The sequence below is a fragment of the Verrucomicrobiota bacterium genome, from assembly GCA_034440155.1.
Classification (GTDB): domain Bacteria; phylum Verrucomicrobiota; class Verrucomicrobiia; order JAWXBN01; family JAWXBN01; genus JAWXBN01.
The window spans coordinates 1-18,425 of record JAWXBN010000066.1 but is presented as its reverse complement, the minus strand read 5'-3'; the positions used below and the strand labels follow the sequence as shown (position 1 = coordinate 18,425).

General features: G+C 52.0%; 22 protein-coding genes and 1 riboswitch. Of the genes, 15 read left to right on the top strand and 7 right to left on the bottom strand.

The features are described from left to right. Positions 1 to 531 (bottom strand): hypothetical protein (locus SGI98_07145; GenBank protein MDZ4743180.1); only part of this gene is annotated, 531 nt, incomplete at its 3' end. 38 nt (positions 532 to 569) lie between these two features. On the opposite strand from SGI98_07145, the gene SGI98_07140 reads away from it, so the two are divergent. The 3 genes from SGI98_07140 to SGI98_07130 are packed head-to-tail and all read left to right on the top strand — an operon-like array spanning position 570 to position 2,851. Continuing rightward, positions 570 to 1,142, top strand: coding sequence for a hypothetical protein (locus SGI98_07140; GenBank protein MDZ4743179.1), 573 nt, complete (start codon positions 570 to 572; stop codon positions 1,140 to 1,142). Next, the gene (locus SGI98_07135) at positions 1,111 to 2,079 is read left to right on the top strand and encodes a glycosyltransferase family 9 protein (GenBank protein MDZ4743178.1); all 969 of its coding nucleotides are present in this window, start codon (positions 1,111 to 1,113) and stop codon (positions 2,077 to 2,079) included. Before SGI98_07140 ends, SGI98_07135 begins: the two co-directional genes overlap by 32 nt. 43 nt (positions 2,080 to 2,122) lie before the next feature. After that, on the top strand, positions 2,123 to 2,851 hold the full coding sequence (locus SGI98_07130; protein ID MDZ4743177.1) for a UDP-galactose-lipid carrier transferase: 729 nt from the start codon (positions 2,123 to 2,125) through the stop codon (positions 2,849 to 2,851). A 91-nt stretch (positions 2,852 to 2,942) separates the two neighbouring features. Here SGI98_07130 and SGI98_07125 read toward each other — a convergent pair whose 3' ends face one another. Both SGI98_07125 and SGI98_07120 read right to left on the bottom strand, forming a co-directional pair. Continuing rightward, positions 2,943 to 3,737, bottom strand: a complete 795-nt coding sequence (locus tag SGI98_07125; protein ID MDZ4743176.1) for a hypothetical protein — start codon at positions 3,735 to 3,737, stop codon at positions 2,943 to 2,945. A 17-nt stretch (positions 3,738 to 3,754) separates the two neighbouring features. Next, positions 3,755 to 4,345, bottom strand: coding sequence for a sigma-70 family RNA polymerase sigma factor (locus SGI98_07120; GenBank protein MDZ4743175.1), 591 nt, complete (start codon positions 4,343 to 4,345; stop codon positions 3,755 to 3,757). A gap of 25 nt (positions 4,346 to 4,370) precedes the next feature. Between SGI98_07120 and SGI98_07115 the strand changes: the two genes are divergently transcribed. Beyond that, positions 4,371 to 5,180 (top strand): YebC/PmpR family DNA-binding transcriptional regulator, encoded by an 810-nt coding sequence (locus SGI98_07115; GenBank protein MDZ4743174.1) that lies wholly within the window; start codon positions 4,371 to 4,373, stop codon positions 5,178 to 5,180. A 65-nt stretch (positions 5,181 to 5,245) separates the two neighbouring features. On the opposite strand, the gene SGI98_07110 is transcribed toward SGI98_07115, so the two are convergent. Further along, positions 5,246 to 5,890, bottom strand: a complete 645-nt coding sequence (locus SGI98_07110) for a helix-turn-helix transcriptional regulator (GenBank protein MDZ4743173.1) — start codon at positions 5,888 to 5,890, stop codon at positions 5,246 to 5,248. Positions 5,891 to 6,112: 222 nt separating this feature from the next. On the opposite strand from SGI98_07110, the gene SGI98_07105 reads away from it, so the two are divergent. The 5 genes from SGI98_07105 to SGI98_07085 all read left to right on the top strand — a co-directional run bounded on the left by SGI98_07105 (position 6,113) and on the right by SGI98_07085 (position 9,261). After that, entirely contained in the window at positions 6,113 to 6,583 is a 471-nt protein-coding gene (locus SGI98_07105; GenBank protein ID MDZ4743172.1) for a DUF5703 domain-containing protein, read from the top strand. A gap of 56 nt (positions 6,584 to 6,639) precedes the next feature. Further along, positions 6,640 to 6,870 carry a hypothetical protein gene (locus tag SGI98_07100; protein ID MDZ4743171.1) on the top strand — a complete coding sequence of 77 codons (231 nt, stop codon included), beginning with the start codon at positions 6,640 to 6,642 and terminating at the stop codon, positions 6,868 to 6,870. A 71-nt stretch (positions 6,871 to 6,941) separates the two neighbouring features. After that, positions 6,942 to 7,223 (top strand): hypothetical protein, encoded by a 282-nt coding sequence (locus SGI98_07095; protein ID MDZ4743170.1) that lies wholly within the window; start codon positions 6,942 to 6,944, stop codon positions 7,221 to 7,223. 366 nt (positions 7,224 to 7,589) lie between these two features. Further along, on the top strand, positions 7,590 to 8,576 hold the full coding sequence (locus tag SGI98_07090) for a malate dehydrogenase (GenBank protein ID MDZ4743169.1): 987 nt from the start codon (positions 7,590 to 7,592) through the stop codon (positions 8,574 to 8,576). A gap of 16 nt (positions 8,577 to 8,592) precedes the next feature. After that, positions 8,593 to 9,261: a hypothetical protein gene (locus SGI98_07085; GenBank protein MDZ4743168.1), complete on the top strand. Its 669-nt coding sequence runs from the start codon at positions 8,593 to 8,595 to the stop codon at positions 9,259 to 9,261. Positions 9,262 to 9,605: 344 nt separating this feature from the next. Here the strand turns inward: SGI98_07085 and SGI98_07080 are convergent, their stop codons facing one another. Beyond that, complete coding sequence (locus tag SGI98_07080; GenBank protein MDZ4743167.1) at positions 9,606 to 10,502, bottom strand: ion transporter; 897 nt, start codon at positions 10,500 to 10,502, stop codon at positions 9,606 to 9,608. 57 nt (positions 10,503 to 10,559) lie between these two features. Between SGI98_07080 and SGI98_07075 the strand changes: the two genes are divergently transcribed. Further along, the gene (locus SGI98_07075) at positions 10,560 to 10,796 is read left to right on the top strand and encodes a hypothetical protein (protein ID MDZ4743166.1); all 237 of its coding nucleotides are present in this window, start codon (positions 10,560 to 10,562) and stop codon (positions 10,794 to 10,796) included. Between the two features lie 457 nt (positions 10,797 to 11,253). Here the strand turns inward: SGI98_07075 and SGI98_07070 are convergent, their stop codons facing one another. Next, positions 11,254 to 11,610, bottom strand: coding sequence for a hypothetical protein (locus SGI98_07070; protein MDZ4743165.1), 357 nt, complete (start codon positions 11,608 to 11,610; stop codon positions 11,254 to 11,256). Positions 11,611 to 11,732: 122 nt separating this feature from the next. Further along, a riboswitch (SAM-I-IV-variant riboswitch) is annotated at positions 11,733 to 11,871 on the bottom strand. 92 nt (positions 11,872 to 11,963) lie between these two features. Here SGI98_07070 and SGI98_07065 point away from each other — a divergent pair. The 4 genes from SGI98_07065 (at position 11,964) to SGI98_07050 (ending at position 16,760) form a co-directional block, all read left to right on the top strand. Then, complete coding sequence (locus tag SGI98_07065; GenBank protein MDZ4743164.1) at positions 11,964 to 12,935, top strand: GDP-mannose 4,6-dehydratase; 972 nt, start codon at positions 11,964 to 11,966, stop codon at positions 12,933 to 12,935. Between the two features lie 46 nt (positions 12,936 to 12,981). Beyond that, the gene (gene gmd, locus SGI98_07060) at positions 12,982 to 13,968 is read left to right on the top strand and encodes a GDP-mannose 4,6-dehydratase (protein ID MDZ4743163.1); all 987 of its coding nucleotides are present in this window, start codon (positions 12,982 to 12,984) and stop codon (positions 13,966 to 13,968) included. Between the two features lie 112 nt (positions 13,969 to 14,080). Then, positions 14,081 to 14,689, top strand: coding sequence for a LemA family protein (locus SGI98_07055; GenBank protein MDZ4743162.1), 609 nt, complete (start codon positions 14,081 to 14,083; stop codon positions 14,687 to 14,689). Positions 14,690 to 14,741: 52 nt separating this feature from the next. Further along, positions 14,742 to 16,760: a M48 family metallopeptidase gene (locus SGI98_07050; protein MDZ4743161.1), complete on the top strand. Its 2,019-nt coding sequence runs from the start codon at positions 14,742 to 14,744 to the stop codon at positions 16,758 to 16,760. Between the two features lie 153 nt (positions 16,761 to 16,913). Here the strand turns inward: SGI98_07050 and SGI98_07045 are convergent, their stop codons facing one another. Continuing rightward, positions 16,914 to 17,336, bottom strand: coding sequence for a hypothetical protein (locus tag SGI98_07045; GenBank protein MDZ4743160.1), 423 nt, complete (start codon positions 17,334 to 17,336; stop codon positions 16,914 to 16,916). 453 nt (positions 17,337 to 17,789) lie between these two features. Here SGI98_07045 and SGI98_07040 point away from each other — a divergent pair. Next, the coding region (locus SGI98_07040) for an MFS transporter (protein MDZ4743159.1) at positions 17,790 to 18,425 on the top strand (636 nt) is incomplete at its 3' end.

Here is an 18,425-nt window from a genome sequence, read left to right as displayed (position 1 = left end):
GTGCGGGGTCCCGAGTGCGTCATTATGAAAATACAAATAACTGAACACTGCTGACTGCCCACTGCCAGCGGGTGGAGAAACAACCTTCATGAAGAGCGGGTCAGTGGACCAGCCGGAGCCGGGGGCGTAACCGTAGGATTTAAGCAAATTACCGCAGGTAAACTGTGCACTGACTTCTTCTTTTCCTCGAACAATGCACAAATCGCCCGTGGAGTCGTATTCACCGCAGAGACCAAAAGCATTAGAGTGGTAGAATGTCGTTACCGGAATGGACTCGGGCGGGACGCCTTCGCCTGCACCCGAGCCGGGCGCGCTCCCCGGCGTTTGTATCGAACGGATTTCCATGTGATTGATGTCATGATACGGGGAGGTGATGGTAAAGAAAGAATTTTTGATATCCTTTTTTCCTGTTGATCCCGCAGCCTTGTCGGGGGGGAGAGAGGCGGCCATCCGCGGCATTTTCTGGGGGTAGTGGAGTTGGATCAATTTGCTTAGTTTGGCATTTTCATCTGGAAAAAATGTCGATACCATGCTGGCTTCTTTATTCTGAAAACCCTTTAAAAAGAACTATGGATTTATCGAAACAAATTTTACCGGCATTCGGGTGGTTGCTCATTTCCCTACTCGGGGCCGGTTCACTCGCTGTCATCGCCTTCCACCGCGGTGAAACGATCAATGCCCTTTGGTTTGTGATCGCTTTCAGCTTGGGCACGACCCTCGTTATTAAGATGGGCCGTCCCCGTTACGCATGGTGTACGGCTATTCCGATGTTCTTCCTCTTTAGTGTGACCATGACGGCTGGTTGGCAAAAGATTTTTGATCCGAATCCAAGGCTGGGATTTTTGGCGGCCATTGAAAAATTCCGGGGGCAACTGCCCACGGGCACTGTGGGCGATACCGAGAAATTCAAAATCCAAATTTTTAATAACCAAATGGATGTCGTGGTGACAGCCATTTTTATGATTCTCGTCATCTTGGTCGTACTGGCCAATGTTAAACTCTGGTGGGAACTCCTCACGGGACGCACCCCCGCCCGCCTCCATGAATATCCCCCAGTGGCTTTAACCGCGGAAATGATGGCCCGGGCAACCCACGGCGCATCCCCTTTTAATGAATACAGCAATCAACCCCATCTTGAATAAAGGGATGCCGAGGCTCTTAGTGATACGGGGGGGAGCATTAGGGGATTTTATTCTCTCGTTGCCGGTGATGGCGGCATTAAAACGGGAAATACAGGACTCACAAATCGAGATTATGGGTTACCCCCGGATTGCGGCTCTGGCTGTGGAACGGGTTTATGCCGAGAAGGTGCGTTCGATTGATTACGGGCCTTTGTCCCGGTTCTATGGGGCGGATTCGGATTTACCGGAGGAGTTATGTGCGTACTTCGCCTCCTTCCACCAGATCATTTCATTTTTTTATGATCCGGATGATATTTTCCATGGCAATTTGCGCAAGGCCGGTGCACGGCATATCTTGCAGCTACCCCATAAGCCTGATGAAAATAAACCCCTCCCGGCCTCAGAACAATTTGCGCGGGGCTTAGAGAAAATAGGGATTTTCCCCGGGGATTTTGCGCCACGGGTTTATTCCACGGTGCAAGACCAGGCTGAAGCCGCAAAAATCCTCGGCCCAAAGCCGGGCTTCCGGGTAGTCATTCATCCCGGAAGCGGGAGTCCGTCTAAAAACTGGCCCTTAGAAAACTGGGTAGAGATTATTCAGTGGCTCCTCAAACGCACACCCGCGCAAATTGCGCTGGTTTTCGGTGAGGTGGAGATCGAGACAAAAGCCGCATTTGCACGGTTCGCACCCGGACCACGGGTAAAAGTGCTGGATGAACTTCCCTTACCAGTGCTAGCAGCCGCGCTCGGGACCGCGACGGTATTTGTGGGGCATGACAGCGGCATCAGTCATCTGGCAGCAGCGGTCGGCAGCCCTGTGATCACACTTTTCGGGCCGACAAATCCGGTCATTTGGGCCCCGCCGGGGGCCTGCGTGATCCGCAAGGGCCAGAGCCTCACGCAAATTGTTACGGAAGAAGTGCAAATTGCCCTCGCCAAGTTCTTACGCTTGGGTTAAGACAGGGGCCACACTCGCAACTGACCCCCCCCCATTATTTTATATGTCTTTAAAAATCGAAGATCTGGATTTGTCGAAGCAAATGGCGACAAAAGAAGATTATAAGCAAAAACTCAAGGAATTGCAGCTGGGCCTGCTGAGCTGGCAGCGCCCGATCCTCGAAACCAAAAGTAATATCATTTTGATTTTCGAGGGCCCTGATGCAGCGGGCAAAGGCGGGGTGATCAAACGTTTCGCCGAGAGGATGGACCCGCGCCTCATCCGGGTGTGGTCCGTGATCAAACCGACCGAAGAGGAATACAACCATCATTACCTCTGGCGTTTCTGGACGAAAGTCCCGACATTCGGGCAAATTGCGATCTTTGACCGTTCCTGGTATGGCCGTGTGCTTGTCGAAAGGATCGAGGGCTTTTGCTCGGAGCCTGAATGGAAACGGGCTTATGAAGAAATCAACCATTTCGAAAAAACGCTCTCAGATGCGGGCAGTCTGATCCTGAAATTTTATATCCATGTATCGAAAAAGGAACAGCTCCGCCGGTTCAAATCCCGTGCGGAAGATCCTTATAAACACTGGAAAATCAATGAGGAAGATTGGCGTAATCGCCGCAAGTGGGAACAATATATCGAGGCTGCCGATGATATGTTTAAACAAACCCATACCAAATCCGCCCCCTGGCACTTGATCGAGGGCGAATTCAAATGGCATTCCCGCGTCAAAACCCTGAAGATCATCCTCCAAGCTATCGAAAAGAAATACGGCAAAAAGAAATAAGTTTAAATCGGGGTCTTGCTTTTATCTTGAATCGGGAAAATCAAGGTGTATCCCGCCCAGATATTGGCGGTTTTCAAAGAAATACTATTGGTTATCGGGGGAGGGGTTCATCATCCGGTGGCGGGGGAGTACCCTTTTGGTAGGTGTCGATGACTTCACCGATTAGGCCTAGGAAAGTGGGTGCGGGCTGGCCTTGTCTGGCCTCAAGCAGACGGTGGTCGCGGCAGTACTTGAAAAATATGATGACGACGAGAGCGCAAACAATCCCCAGAACCGTAAAAATCCGGTAGAACCACAGGGCGCCGGTACTCACCCCGTTATCATGGTCGGTCTCATAATACGATTTATTCGCATCATCGACCTTATGAATGCTTTCTTGGAGGTGGAATGCGAGTCCGATCCAGAGATAAAAAGGAATCGCAATAATCAAGATGATGGCGATATCCGGTTGGTTCGGGAACCGGGCGAAGGCGGCGAACCACATAGCGAGGCCGGCATAAACCTGGGAGCGGTGGATCATAAATAGGCCTTTGATCCCGTGACCGTCATTAATCACCCACATAATCACAAAGTACAGGATCACCGCGAGAAGCATGTACAGGATCATCCGCATATTCTCCGTGGCGAACCAAGCCGTCCAAATCCCTGCCATCGCCCATAATCCAGCCATAAAAAGGGGAAGATGATTCCGTTTTGCGATAAAAACACTGTAAAGCTCGACAAAGATGGCCAGAATCAGGCAGACGCCAGTGATCACGGCGAATAATAGCAGACCGGTGAATTTGCCCGAGATCCAGACAAATCCGGCTAATAAAGGCAGGCCTAACACATAGGAGAGGATCTTGAGAGCGATATCGATTTTCCGGGGTTGGCCATTATCCTGCATGTTTTCAGCTTGTTCCTTTAGGGCTCCAGAAAACCGCGGAGTTTTTCTTTCATGGTCTCGCGTGCGCGGAAGATGATGGATTTCGTCGCGGGCACCGAGCAATTGATGATTTTGGCGATCTCTTCATAGGGCATGTCCTCGTATCGGCGTAAGACCAGGGCTGTCCTTTGATTCTCGGGCAGGGAAGCCATAGCCTCGTCGATGGCCCGTTCCAGCTCGTTTTGTTCGGCGACCTGGATCGAGTTTTTTGTTTTTGGATCGGCAAATTGCGGCTCGGCGCGTTCGCTATCGTCGGGGAGCTGGGAGCCCTCGAGGGAATCGAGTTTATGGATGCTCCGGCGGCGGATTTCATTCAGAGAGAGATTGCGCACGATGGTGAACATCCAAGTGGTGAATTTCGCGCTGGGCTGGTAACGCGGTGCGGCCTTGTATATCTGGATAAAGACATTTTGCGCGATGTCCTCGGCCTCAATGAGGTCATTAATCATCTTATAAACGGCATTAATGACCGAGGCTTTATGTTTCTCCACGAGCTCTTCAAAGGCACGAAGGTCCCCTTTGCTTACCTGTACCATGAGTTGTGTATCGTGATCGAGCTCTTGCCCCATCTGGGGAATCTAGGCATCTACGGAAATGAAAGAAAGTTTTTTTGGTTGTCATCGGCAGATGATTTTCTGCAATCTCATCGGCATGGCAGGTCATAGTCACTGGGCAAATATACAAAGGACAAAAAATGCGGCGGATTCAAAACGCGGCAAACTTTTCAGTAAACTCTCTAAGGAAGTCCAAATGGCGGCACGTTTGGGTGGGGGCACTCCGGAATTTAACCCCCGCCTGCGTACAGCTATCGACGCCGCCCGTAGCCAGAGCATGCCCAATGATAATATCGAACGCGCCGTAAAAAAAGGGGCGGGTGAACTCGGGGGTAACCAGATGGAGGAATTCGTCTATGAAGGTTACGGGGCCGGGGGAGTCGCTTTTGTCGTGGAATGTATGAGCGACAATAAGAACCGTACGGCAGCGGATGTCCGGATGCTTTTTACCAAGTATCATGGTAACCTCGGCGGGAGCGGTAGTGTCGCGTGGATGTTCCATAAAAAAGGCCGGTTCGTGATCTCCGCCGTCAAAGTGACAGAAGAAAAACTCATGGAATGTGCCCTTGATGCCGGAGCCGAGGATATCAGACCGGTGGGTGACTTTTTCGAGGTGATCGCCCCCCTGGAGTCTTTCGACTCGGTGAAAACTGCTTTGACCACCGCAAAAATCGTTCCTGACTCCGGCAAACTGGAGTTCATCCCCGAAAATGTCACTCCGGTGACTGACGCGCAAATTGCACGGCAGGTGCTCATCCTTGTTGAAGCCCTCGAAGACCATGAAGACGTGCAAAATGTTTACGCAAATTTCGATATGTCCGAGGATATCCTCGCTTCCGCGACTGCTTGATCTCATCTGGAGTATGGAGGAGGAGAAAGGCACGGCCTTGGTCATCATTCTATTACTCGGTAGCCTCATTTACGGGGGATATAATCTTGCGTCACCATGGACTCCTGGCGTTTTTGTTCACGCCATTTGCGCGGGGGGAGTCCCTTGAACCGGGTAAAGGTACGGGTAAAATAACCGAGATGGTTAAAGCCGGTATCGTAGGCGACATCGATGATTTTCTCATCGCTGCTCATGAGCAGTTCACACGCCCGCGCTAAGCGTTTTTCGAGGATCCAGTCCGTGGGCGATTTTCCGCTCAGGCGTTTGAGCGCACGTGAGGGGTGTTCCCTGGAATAATTTGCAGCACGCGTCATAGCGGAGAGTCCTTCACGGAGGGAGTCGGGCGAGTCCAGGCTAGCGAGGGCGTTTTTTAAAGCGGCGGGTAATCTTGATGGCTGGGGAGGTAAACCCCGATCGAGCAGGTGCATGAGTAAATCCGTCAAAAGATGGGTGAAAAGCAGGCGTTTACCTTTGAGATTTTTCAGTCGGATCACGGTTTGCTCGATAGCGACGAGTTTCTCCTCGGGGAGTCGGGCTAATGGGGAGGCCTTGTGACGGGTTAAAAGATGTGACTCCTCGGGTGTCAGGATCTGCGGGATTAATTGTTTCCAGAGCCGGGGTGCGATCACCATATTCCACATGTACAGGGGCGTCGTCCCGGTTTTTTCCATCGTGTGTGTGTCTCCGGGCCGGGAGAGCATCAATGAGCCCCGTGAAATCGTTTGTTTCAGGGAGTTAATATGATGAATACCGTTTTCCCGCACTCACATGGAAACGGCCGAGTGTGAACCCCTCTGGCTCCATGCCACTAGGTAATAGAGATATCGGTATCAATCTCTGGGTCGAGGAAAATGGAGACCTGCAATTTTACATTTCGAAGACGGACTCCTATAGTGAATACCAGCAACTCCTCAAGCTCGGGCGTGTGCGTGTGCGCTTTGCTCATCATCCTTTTAAGGCAGGCACCCCCTTTCGCCAGATCCTCGATATACAAAAGGGGACCATCACGATCGAGGCCGGGGAACCGGCTGGAAGCTCAATCGGATATCCCTGTCGAGGCCACGATCCATCTAGAGCTCTGGCGCACGGGGATCCGCGAGGTGACAAAACCTGCGGAGGCACACTCCTACATGGGGCAGAATCTCGAGTTCGAGAAAATATTTGAATATCCCGACAGCATCACCAGTACGCCAGACCAGTCCCTGCTTTGGTATCACCGGAATGAATCCTCGGTCGTGGCCGAAACCTTCAAGCGGCAGGACATGGGCCATCTCGCGGGTGAGGTGACTGATCCCTTGATCGGCCTGACCTCCGGATGCAAATTGCGCGGGCAAAATCTGGTGAAAAATCCATCTCTTGCCTAGAGACTCTGAGAGCGGTGGAATCTTTTTGCCTGGAGTGCACCGTTCTCACCGCGCAGATGAAATCGGCAGACGAATGGGTCGCGGCGATTGAAAAGCCCGATGCGCAAATGACGCAGATAGACTCCGCAAATGCACGGGCCGCACACGAGCAATGGTGGGCGCAGATCTGGAGCCGCAGCCACGTGCGGATCCAGGGGACTCCCGAGGCGGACATTGTCACCCGGGGGTATGAGCTCCAGCGTTTCATGCACACTTGTTCAGGCGGCGATGGTTGGCCTCGCGGATGAGGCCAAACACGACGTGGTGAAAAATTTCTCCCAATATCATCCTAAAAGCCGTTTCCCGGCCATCTGGGACCGTGAAGGACGTGGTTTCGACTGGATGCCCGACCCAGGACCAGGGTGGTGTGGCGATGATCGCCATCCAGCGCATGCTCATGCAGTGCGACGCCGAGAAGATCCATCTCCTCCCCGCATGGCCGATAGAATGGGATGTGGAATTTAAACTACACGCCCCAGATCAAACAATCGTGGAAGCCACCTATCAGTCAGGAAAATTGCTCTCGGTAAAAGTCACCCCTGAGTCCCGCGCCAGAGATGTCGTCCTGCCCCGGGACACGGACGGGAAAATTTCACCATAAAAATCACTCAGGAAAAAAAGTTTCTCGCGAAGTCCGCCAAGTACCACGAAGGGGGGAAGCAGTGCTGGGGGTCAAACCCTTTTTGTGTAGGGCGACCGGCCCGGTTGCCGAATGTCGGATGTAACCAGAGAAACTCTGGCCCGTGGTAAGTGGGGGCCCGCTCGCTCTAGCGCGCTGCCAACTGAGCACCGGGCACTTTGCACTGAGCACATCCTCCTTTCCTTCGTGGTGAAATACCTTTCACGAGTGGTTCGGTCCTGATTATGGATTGCTATTTATCGCGGAAGTCTTGCGTCGGCGATGGTTTTTATTATGCTGGGGTGAAAATTCAACAAAGTCAAAAACCTGAACTCAAAAGAAATTATTATGAGCAAAACACCTATTCATGTCGCTATCACCGGTGCCGCAGGGCAAATCGGTTATTCCCTCGTTTTCCGCATCGCTTCCGGAGCCCTTTTCGGCCCTGACCAGCCTGTCTGCCTGCATTTGATCGAGATCGAACCCGCCTTACCCGCGTTGCAAGGGGTCTGTATGGAGCTCGATGATTGTGCTTTCCCGCTGCTTAAAGGAATCGTTCCTACCGCCGACCTCAATGAAGGCTTTAAAGACGTGAACTGGGCCCTGCTCGTCGGCAGTGTCCCCCGTAAACAAGGAATGGAACGCGGGGACCTTCTCGCGATCAATGGTAAAATCTTTATCGGCCAAGGCCAAGCCATCCAGAAAAATGCCGCCAGTGACATTCGTATCCATGTCGTCGGAAATCCTTGTAATACAAACGCCTTGATTGCCATGAATAATGCAAAGGACATCCCGAGCGACCGCTTTTTTGCCATGACCCGCCTGGACGAGAACCGGGCCAAGTCCCAATTGGCGAAAAAAGCCGGTGTGGACATTACCGAAGTCAAAAAACTCGGTGTCTGGGGTAACCACTCCTCCACCCAATACCCTGATTTCACGAACGCCACCATCGGCGACAAACCCGTTACGGAAGTCATTACAGACCACGCATGGCTCAAAGGGGAATTCATCTCCACGGTCCAACAACGGGGGGCAGCGATCATTAAAGCCCGCGGGGCTAGTTCCGCCGCGAGTGCCGCTAATGCCATCATTGACAGCGTTCGTTCCATCCATTTCCCGACTGAATCCGGTGAATTCCACAGTGTATGTTTGGCCTCCGACGGCAGTTATGGCATCGATAAAGGCCTGATTACCTCATTCCCAGTCGTCAGTGACGGGAAAAAACTCTCGATTGTCCAAGACCTGTCCATTGATGAATACAGCCAGTCCAAAATCGATACGACCATCAATGAACTAAAAGAAGAGCGTTCCTTGGTTGCCGATTTGCTCAACTAATGCTTATATTGGATGCATGAAAACCGCATTCCTTATTTTTCTTGGTGTTATATCATTCTCATTGTATGCACCCGCGCAGGTCACTCCGCGGGTGTCTGCTTATGAGGCCATGCGTGCCGCCCAAGGGTACGTGAATCCTCAGGCCAAAGAAATCATCCTCGGGATCAAGGGTGGAAAAGGCACTCCAAATCCCGTCATTTGGGAAGTCACTTTCTACGATCCCCTGGAAAAAGACCATAAACTCATCCTTGAAATGGATGGGGCAACCCCGAAAAAAACATCGCGTCCTTTGCAGTTTTTCGGCGGTGCCGGTGAAAAATACGCCATCGACCTCAATAAACTGAAGATGAATTCCGATGGGGCATTTAAAATGGCCAAAGAAATCGCTGAAAAAGAAAATAACCTCCTCATTTACCGTGCGGATTATGTCCTGACCAAAATCAAACCTGAAAATCCCGAGTCCAATCCCATCTGGATTCTAAATGTTTATGATGCGCAGAACCACCACCTCGGCGAGTTAACGATCTCCGCCTACACCGGTAATGTGCTCCGTACGAAAAAACTCAAGTACCAAGGTAAAAAAGACGCCACATTCACCGAAAAAGTCGGTAAAACGATGAATAAAACAGGTGACGACATGGAGTCCTTTTTCACCGGCAGTAGTTCTTCCTCAAAGAAACATTAATCCCTCAGGTAGAGCTACCTACCTACACCGGATTTCATTTATCAAAGGTGAAAATTCCTGTAGCTCATACGGCATCGGTCGCACCATATCCTCTATTTTTATGGAAAAGAATTTTGCTTTATCTCGACCAAAGGATTTATCCTGATCATGACGATCCGAGGATCGTGAGTGATGAGGATAAAGAGTCGCTCCGTATTCGGAAAATGATCTTTTGGGCGGGGCCCTTCATTTGCGCCGGGATAGGCGGGTCTCGGTTGTTTTATGCTTAGAAAATAAGCGGCCATTAGGCAGACAAGCCGTCCGGGGGGGGTGACCCGTACGCAATTTGCCCGCCATAAAAAAGCTCAAACCTTATTTTTTTCTTCTACTTGTGCCGGCTGGTTTTTTAATTCCTGGAGGAATGTCTGGATCTCGGTGAGTTGTACAAGGACACGTTCAATTTGCCCTTCGGTAGAAGAGAGATTTTGTTTATTCATCTTAGCCTCCTGTGAGAGGATTTCCTCGTGCATTTCTTCCATACTATTAACGATGACCCCGATAAAAAGATTCAAAACGATCATGGTTCCAAAAATAATAAATGAGATAAAATAGAAAGGAGCAAAAATAGGGTGGGGAGTCGAATGAACGGCTGTCCCGGCAAATATTTCCGGAAATGCAGCACTCCCACTGATCTGGATATTCATCACATCGATCCACCCCTCTAAAGTCACTACGCCGAATAGAGTCAGGAAAGCTTGCCAGAGAGAACCGAAATGCAGAGGGTCATTCTCCCGGAAAAGAAATACCCCCGTGACAGCATAAAGATAAAAAAGTAAGGCAGTGAGCATGGTCACATACCCCATGGAGGGGATACTTTTAAAGATCGCCCCGATTAACATTTGGAGACGGGGTAAATGGGTGATGAGACGGAGTACCCGCAGCACACGCAGTAATCGGAAAACCGCGACAAATTGCGTAGGGACAGGCAGCAGGCATACCGCGACTATGGCAAAGTCGAAAATATTCCAGCCATCTTTGAAATAATCCTGAGGCCGCGGGCAAGCTGCCATCACTTTAATCGTGATTTCTAAGACAAAAATACCGATGATGACTTTATCGAGAAAATGAATGAATGTCCCCGCCTTGGCCATTATAGTAGGAGAGGTTTCAAGGCCGATGAGTATTCCGGCAAGGACAATGACCGTGAGGATGTATCTTTGGAATAGTTTTGATTGGGCAATTTGACGGGAGATTGAGAACATAGGCTGGTAAAATAATCACACTCTGGCAAATTGTAAAGTTGCCCATGGCGTATCGGTATGCAAAACATTCCTGAACTCACCGCTGAGCCGGGCTTCGGAGTACGCAGGCGCAAGACTGTGCTGTCAAGTCTCCGAGACGTGTCTCGCATGCCACACGGGTACAATGGGCACATGGCTAGGGGAAAAAAAGAAAAGTCAGTTTGTCCGCGCAATTTGCTCGCCATCAATTTGAACCGCCAAGACACCAAGGTGATCGAGGGGGGGATATTTTATCCTCGGATGAACACAGTATAGCTCTGATTTTTCAGCTGGGGGGGGCGCACACTCTCCCTCGCGCCGTTTTTGCCGGACGTGGCGGGTAGTTTTCACCATGAATAACGGGGATAAGGAGTCATTTCCTGTATCCTGAAAAGATTCCGATCTTATAGCCCGGGGTTGGGAAGTATTCCTCGCGATCTACCCCGAGGGAAACCGGATGCAAGGATTTACCCTGAAAGGGGTTGTATCTGCCAAGGACTATTTTCATCACACACGGCCAAGATTCAACCCCTTTCAGGGTTGATGGTGGATTTGAAAGTGAACCCATGGTAATGACGCAAGTGCATCACCACCATGGGCTATATGATTTTATCCCGTTGGGATAGGGGCAGTGGCGAGTCACAAAAACTGTGAGGAGATAAGTGAGCCCTCATCAAAAACCTTCGATTTTCAAAACAAGGGCATGAAAGATCGTCGGGGGCCGTCGAGCCGCTCATGCAGACAAGCCGTCCGGGGGGACGACCTGTTCGCAATTCGATACCGACACGGTCCCGTCTTTCTCCAGTAGGCAATCACGCAATTTGCGCGCCCGCTCCAGTGAAGATGTGTGGAGCGATTTGCGTACCCGTTTTTTGGTGAAGTCCGGCAGGTGCAGCGTGTAGTGGAGCCACCAGGTCCCGTTGTTATTCCACAAATGATGGTTCACATTCGTGTCATTTACCCGCAGCGACAGCGTTCCCGTCTCTTGACGAGAGGCCTGCCCCCCGGCTGAACCGGTTTGTGTGGCCGGTTCCGGCGTGGTAGTTGGAATGATTTTGGTCGTGGTATTCTTTTTTGTCGTGTTACTCATGGTGCGTCCCTTTCGATTTTTGGTTTCGTTTTTGACGCAGCAGGATTTCTTTTTTCTCGGAGAGACTAAAAAACCGCCTGCGATGACCTTTAGCATCGGGCGGTTGTATGTCGTCTATCCGTGGAGAATTTTGTGTTTCGATGGGTTCCCCCATCGCACATCGAGTGAAAAGCTTTCGCTAACCACTCATGGCACCGTGCGTTTCTCCTGCCTCGGTTGCCGGGTTCGTCCTATTCCTCCGAACCTCTCCTGATGCTTTGAATAACCTAACACACACCCGCGTAAATTGCAAAGAGGAAGTTGTGTCATAAAGAGGATTTGCCACCGGCTCAAAAACTGCTAGAAAGGAAGCCGTGTCTCAACGTGCTTTTATTACCGGTATTACCGGCCAAGACGGTTCCTATCTGACTGAGCTCCTTCTCGAAAAGGGTTATGAGGTCCACGGCCTGATCCACCGCGCCGACAGCCTGCGATCGAGCAATATCCGGCACTTGGTCAATGATCCGGGTGTCTTGAATCAAAAACTTTTCCTGCATAATGGTTCCTACCAGGATGCCACACACCTGCGCCGGATTATTTTTAAGGTACAGCCCCGGGAGTTTTACCATCTCGCCGGGCAATCCAGCCCGCGCCTGAGCCTGGAGATTCCGGAAACCACTGTGGAAGGTATCGGCATGGGTACCCTCCGGATTCTCGAAATCCTGCGTGACCTTTCCGAGCCACCGAAATTCCTTTTTGCCGCCAGTAGCGAGATTTTTGGTGACCCGCCCCATTCACCCCAGGACGAGTCCACCCCCGTTAATCCGACGACACCTTACGGCGCCGCCAAATCCATGGGGCACCACATGGCCCGCATTTACCGTCAGGCATACGGGATGCCCACCTGCTCGGCGATCCTGTATAACCATGAGTCCCCGCGTCGTAGTACGAGTTTTGTCACGATGAAAGTCGCGCATGCAGCGGCCATGATCAAAGCCGGCAAACAAAAGGAACTCGTCCTCGGTAGCCTCACCGGAAAACGCGATTGGGGCTGGGCCCCGGATTACGTCCTCGGCATGTGGATGATGCTCCAGCAGCCCCGAGTCGATGATTTTATCCTCGCCACCGGTAGACTCCATTCTGTCGAGGAACTGGTGCAATTTGCTTTCGAGCACGTCGGGCTGGACTGGCGGGAATTCGTCAAATTTGACCAAGCCCTCGTGACCTCTGTCGAGCCTGTCGCCTCCTGTGGGCATGCCGACAAGGCCAAACACATCCTCGGCTGGGAATGCAGTAAGGATCTCCGCCAGATTATCGGCGCAATGGTGGATTCCGTTAAACCCTAAAATTTCAAGTAACCAACACCCCCCCTCTAGAAAGACCCTTAATCTTATGAAAAAAGCACTCATCACCGGGATCACCGGCCAAGACGGTTCCTATCTAGCTGAGCTCCTCCTCGATAAAGGATACGAAGTCCATGGCATCGTCCGCCGTAGCAGCTCCGTGCAACGCACCCGTATCGACCACCTGATGCATTATGAGCACGGTTCGGACAAAAGACTTTTCCTCCATTACGGCGACCTCTCCGACAGTGTCGCGCTGGTCAAGCTCCTCTACGATCTCACCCCTGACGAGATTTATAACCTCGCCGCCCAGAGCCACGTCCGCGTGAGCTTCGACATTCCTGAATACACCCTCGATGTCACTGGGGTCGGGGTCGGGCGTATCCTTGAGGCCATTAAAGAAGCCGGCATCGCCAAAAAAACCAAGTTCTACCAAGCATCCTCCTCGGAAATGTTTGGCAAAGTCCAGGAGGTTCCTCAAAAAGAAACCACTCCGCTATGGCCGCGTTCCCCCTACGCCTGTGCGAAAGTCATGGGCCACTGGCTCACCGTTAATTACCGTGAGGCCTACGGTATCCATGCCTGTAGCGGCATCCTCTTTAATCATGAATCCCCCCGCCGCGGTGAGAATTTCGTCACACGCAAAATTACCATCGCCGCCGCCCGCATTAAAAAAGGCCTCCAGAAAAAAATTTCCCTCGGTAACCTCAAATCAAAACGCGATTGGGGTTATGCAAAGGAATATGTCGAGGGCATGTGGCGCATGCTCCAGCAGGATGAACCCGATGATTATGTCCTGGCCACCGGCGAAACCCATACCATTGAGGAATTCCTCGACGCTTCTTTCGGAGCCGTCGGCCTCGACTGGCACGATCACGTGGATTTCGATCCCCGTTTCGAACGCCCCTCCGAGGTTGACCTGCTTGTCGGTGATTATTCCAAAGCTAAAGCCAAGCTCGGTTGGGAACCCCAGACCCGCATGAAAGCCCTCGCTGAGCTCATGGTTAAATCGGACCTGGAAGCCCTCGAAGGATAACCTCGGGCGAAAAAAACCATCCGGGTCCGCCCAGGAGAAGAGAAAAATCGTTCCGGGTTAATTCAATCTTTATCCGCTTGATTAATCGTAAACTAAACTTAATGTAGCGTTTATGACTATTGGGATTATTTTGCTCGCCATCGTGGGTGTATTGATATTTATCCTTATCATTATCGCGCTCTGGGTCGTTTCCATTTATAATAACCTCGTTACTTTGCGGAACCGCTATAAAAATGCTTTCTCGCAAATCGACGTCCAGCTCAAGCGCCGTTATGATCTGATCCCGAATCTGGTCGAAACAGCCCGGGCCTATATGAAACACGAGAGCGGCACCCTCGAAGCCGTCGTCCAAGCCCGTAATATCGCCTCAGGGGCACGTGAAAAAGCCGCCGCAGACCCCACTGATCCAGGGGCCATCCAAAACCTCATGAATGCTGAAGCCGGGCTCGGCGGCGTCATGGGCCGTTTGTTTGCTGTCGCGGAAGCTTATCCCGACTTAAAGGCAAATCAAAACATGATGCAGCTCACCGAGGAGCTCACCTCCACGGAAAATAAAGTCTCCTTTGCCCGCCAAGCCTATAACGACTCGGTGATGGGTTATAATACCCAGCGCGAAATCTTCCCAAATAATATTTTTGCCGGAATGTTTAATTTTTCTGCGGCTCAGCTTTTCGAAGTCACGAATGCCGCCGAAAAAGAAGCTCCCAAAGTTTCATTCTAAACAAGGTTTTGATCGGGCCCGTATTCGTACGGGCCTTTTCTTTTGAGACAGCATGGATTTTTTCGAACACCAAGAGCGGGCACGCAAAAAAACGGGGCAATACCTCGCCCTTTTTGTCTTCGCCGTACTCCTGATCAATATCATCATCTATTTTCTGGCGGTTTTTGCCCTCTCCTACGCAGCCAGTAGCCAACATCCCCCCGGAGAGCCCGCGCCCTCCGCGCAAATTGCCCTGTGGAATCCCAGCCTTTTCCTGATGACCAGCGTTTCTGTCACCGTCCTCATCGGACTCGGTAGCCTCTATAAAATCCATGAGCTCAGCCAAGGCGGCGGAAAAACCGTGGCCGAAATGCTCGGGGGCCACCTGCTCGCCCGTCACTCCAGTGACCCGGATGAACGCAAATTGCTCAATGTCGTCGAGGAAATGGCCATCGCCTCGGGGATACCGATCCCAGATATCTATCTCCTTGAAGACGAGTCGATTAACGCATTCGCCGCAGGAAATACCATCAGCGATTGTGTCGTCGGCGTGACCCGCGGATGTATCCAGACTTTATCGCGGGATGAATTGCAAGGCGTCGTCGCCCATGAATTCTCCCACATACTCAATGGCGATATGAAACTCAATATCCGGCTCATGGGCTTACTTAATGGAATCCTCCTGATCGCAATGGTCGGATATCTCTTTTTCCGGTTTTCAGGCTCTATGTCGCGGGGATCGAGCAGCTCCCGCGATAAGGGCGGCGGAATGGCCGTGGTCTTGGCTGTGATCTTATTAGGAGTCGCTATTTATATTATCGGTTATGTCGGGATCTTTTTTGCCAATATGATCAAAGCAGCCGTTTCCCGCCAACGCGAATTCCTCGCTGATGCTTCAGCCGTGCAATTCACCCGGAACCCGAAAGGAATCGCCGGGGCACTCAAAAAAATCATGACGGGCGGGGTCGGTTCGCGGGTCGCTTCGGTTCATGCCTCTGAAGCCAGCCACCTCTTTTTCTCCAGCAGCCTGACTGGTTTCTGGTCCGGGCTTTTTGCCACACATCCACCATTGGAAGACAGGATCCGAGCGATTGCAGGCGCAAATATCCAGCTCGATGATAAACAAGCCTCGACCCTTGATGCAGGAGTGAAAAGTCATGCCCAGCCAGATTCAGCTAGATTATCCTCAGCGGGAGGCCTCGCAACGAATGATTCGGGGCTCAATGCAGTTCTCGGTGTATCCATGCTCAGTGGAAGTGCCCCCAGTCACCGGGGTGCCATGGAGCAAATGGCTCAATCAGCTACAGCCCAGTCGAAACATTTGGATTTTGCCGGGGGATACATGGACGCATTACCAGCGGGTATCCTCTCAGCGACGACCAATGCCTTTTCCGCCCGGGCCGTGGTGATCCACCTCCTGCTGACAGGAGAAAATTATTCCACCGAGGGCAAGGATGAGTTACTCATGGGAATCGTGGATGCACCGCTCCTGGCTGAGTTCCAGTCCCTAGAGTCCGATTTTCAAACCCTCAAGATCGACCAGCGTTTACCCTTGCTTGATCTCTGTATTCCGTCCCTGAAACAACTGAGCCCGGACCAGTATAAGGTTTTCCGTACGCAAATTGCGCAGATCATCGCCGCCGATAAGCAGGTGGACTTTCTGGAGTTCTGTCTGGAACGGACCCTCCTCCGCCACTTGGACATTTTCTTTAAACTCATTCCCCCGCCACGGGTGGAATTACTCTCCCTGGATGCCGCGAGCTCGGAATGCCGGATATTGATCTCTTGCCTCGCACATGTGGGCGGAAGCGGGGAAGCTGAAATCAACCGGGCATACGCACATGGATGGAAGGTCCTCGATGTCCACGACCGTTATCCGATTTTGCCACTGGAACAATGTTCCATCGCCTCCATGGACACTGCCTTGGAGAAACTTTCTAAACTCGGCCCCCCCCTGAAAAAACAATTCCTCCTCGCCTGTACAAAGACAGTCCTGTCTAATGCCCAAATCGACACTTTCGAGGCGGAGCTCGTCCGCGCCTACGCCGACAACCTCGACACACCCCTCCCACCCCTGGCGACACAGACATAACTCATTGGAAAATCGTTAGCTAATAACGACAGTCACCATGGGCAAGTGCAGCAGTGTAGGGAGATAGATATTCATGTCTCGTTTTTGGTTTAATCACACGGCCTTTCGGGGTGAAGTTTTTTTTGGTAACTCAGGGCTTCGGTCAAAGCCGTTTCAGCCGAGTTTCCTTTCCGCTGTGGAGAACCGCGTGGTTCCCCTCGGTGAAGCCGCCGGACATGATGCCGCCACCCACCACCGCTTCTTAAAGCAATTTGCGCGTGTTCCCAGATTTTGATCGGGCAAGCGGCCCTCACTTGCCACGGGCCAGAGTTTCAGGGTGACATCCGACATGCGGAAACGGGGCTCTGTCGCCCTACAGGAAAACCAAAAAAACTTTGCGGCCTTCCCGCACTTCGCGAGAAACCCCACGTCACCCTTTTTGAGCAAATTGCCCTGAAGGCGTTCGGAGCGGGAAATGGTTCCGACTGGCGGGGACGCCCTCGGATGCACGAGGGGACGCAGTGAGCACGCCCGATCCCCGGGCAGACAGGGCTCTGCCGCCCCCTGAGTGCACTGCCGACTTCGTACTGAACACATCCTCCTCTCCTTTGCGTTCCTCGTCAGCAACGAATGCTTCAAGGCCCGATTTTTTAATGATGGCTTTGATGACATGGGGATCATCAAAGACCTCGGGTCTTGAAGAGTTTTCGCGTGACCCGCCAGCGCGGCCACCCCCGGCGCGAGCCCGGCAGGGCCGATGACGGTCGTTTTCGACGACGGCTACTTCATTTCCGATGATCAAGACGCCGCCTGATTCTACAGGCTACCGGAGGAGTGTTGTTTCAAGTGGGTATTTCCGCTTCCTGTCCCCCCCCCTGTCTCGGATGTCTTTTGAGAGAATCTGGCTCTTGAAGTGACGTTTGACAGCCGAGACAGGGGGGGAACAGGAAAAGGTTTGTATTCGGCGCCCTTTCCCGTTACCTTTCTCCATAACAACGCCAACGGAAATCAAAAGTATGCGCACCCCAGAAAAGGAATTTCTTATCAGTCATGACGCCTCCGAATTCGCCCACTAACGCGCGCACGCCCTGGGCCTTTATTCCTACGCTTTACTTTGCGCAAGGCCTCGCCTTCGTCATCGTCAATACCATGTCCACGGTCATTTACAAAGATCTTGGCGTGTCGAATAAACTTATCGGAATCACAAGTCTCCTTTACCTACCATGGGTGATCAAGCCGCTGTGGAGTCCCATCATAGAAATGTTCGGCACAAAACGCGGTTGGATCGTGGCTATGCAAATCGTGCTCGCTCTTGGCCTTGTCGGAGCGAGCTTCACGCTCAATTCGCCGTTCTTCTTTGTCGCCTCGCTCGTAGTCTTTATCGCCGTGGCATTCGTTTCTGCAACTCATGATATTTCGGTGGATGGTTTTTACCTTTTGGCACTTCCCGCTCGTCAGCAAGCGTTTTTTGTCGGCATCCGCTCCACGTTTTACAGACTCGCTACGATCACGGGATCGGGGCTACTCGTCATGCTCGCAGGTCACTGGATCCTGACGGGGACCGCCATCGCGGCGAGCTGGGCCTACGTGCTTCTGATCGCTGGCGGCCTGTATGCACTGCATGCTCTGTGGCATTATTTTATCCTGCCCCATCCCGCTGAGGATCGCACGGTGCAGTCGCCCAAG

Coding starts and splice junctions, on each gene's coding strand:
- SGI98_07140 (MDZ4743179.1), top strand. CDS start 570: ATGGATTTATCGAAACAAATTTTACCGGCATTCGGGTGGTTGCTCATT.
- SGI98_07135 (MDZ4743178.1), top strand. CDS start 1,111: ATGAATACAGCAATCAACCCCATCTTGAATAAAGGGATGCCGAGGCTC.
- SGI98_07130 (MDZ4743177.1), top strand. CDS start 2,123: ATGTCTTTAAAAATCGAAGATCTGGATTTGTCGAAGCAAATGGCGACA.
- SGI98_07125 (MDZ4743176.1), bottom strand. CDS start 3,737: ATGCAGGATAATGGCCAACCCCGGAAAATCGATATCGCTCTCAAGATC.
- SGI98_07120 (MDZ4743175.1), bottom strand. CDS start 4,345: ATGGGGCAAGAGCTCGATCACGATACACAACTCATGGTACAGGTAAGC.
- SGI98_07115 (MDZ4743174.1), top strand. CDS start 4,371: ATGAAAGAAAGTTTTTTTGGTTGTCATCGGCAGATGATTTTCTGCAAT.
- SGI98_07110 (MDZ4743173.1), bottom strand. CDS start 5,890: ATGGAAAAAACCGGGACGACGCCCCTGTACATGTGGAATATGGTGATC.
- SGI98_07100 (MDZ4743171.1), top strand. CDS start 6,640: ATGAAATCGGCAGACGAATGGGTCGCGGCGATTGAAAAGCCCGATGCG.
- SGI98_07090 (MDZ4743169.1), top strand. CDS start 7,590: ATGAGCAAAACACCTATTCATGTCGCTATCACCGGTGCCGCAGGGCAA.
- SGI98_07085 (MDZ4743168.1), top strand. CDS start 8,593: ATGAAAACCGCATTCCTTATTTTTCTTGGTGTTATATCATTCTCATTG.
- SGI98_07080 (MDZ4743167.1), bottom strand. CDS start 10,502: ATGTTCTCAATCTCCCGTCAAATTGCCCAATCAAAACTATTCCAAAGA.
- SGI98_07075 (MDZ4743166.1), top strand. CDS start 10,560: ATGCAAAACATTCCTGAACTCACCGCTGAGCCGGGCTTCGGAGTACGC.
- SGI98_07070 (MDZ4743165.1), bottom strand. CDS start 11,610: ATGAGTAACACGACAAAAAAGAATACCACGACCAAAATCATTCCAACT.
- gmd (MDZ4743163.1), top strand. CDS start 12,982: ATGAAAAAAGCACTCATCACCGGGATCACCGGCCAAGACGGTTCCTAT.
- SGI98_07055 (MDZ4743162.1), top strand. CDS start 14,081: ATGACTATTGGGATTATTTTGCTCGCCATCGTGGGTGTATTGATATTT.
- SGI98_07050 (MDZ4743161.1), top strand. CDS start 14,742: ATGGATTTTTTCGAACACCAAGAGCGGGCACGCAAAAAAACGGGGCAA.
- SGI98_07045 (MDZ4743160.1), bottom strand. CDS start 17,336: ATGTGTTCAGTACGAAGTCGGCAGTGCACTCAGGGGGCGGCAGAGCCC.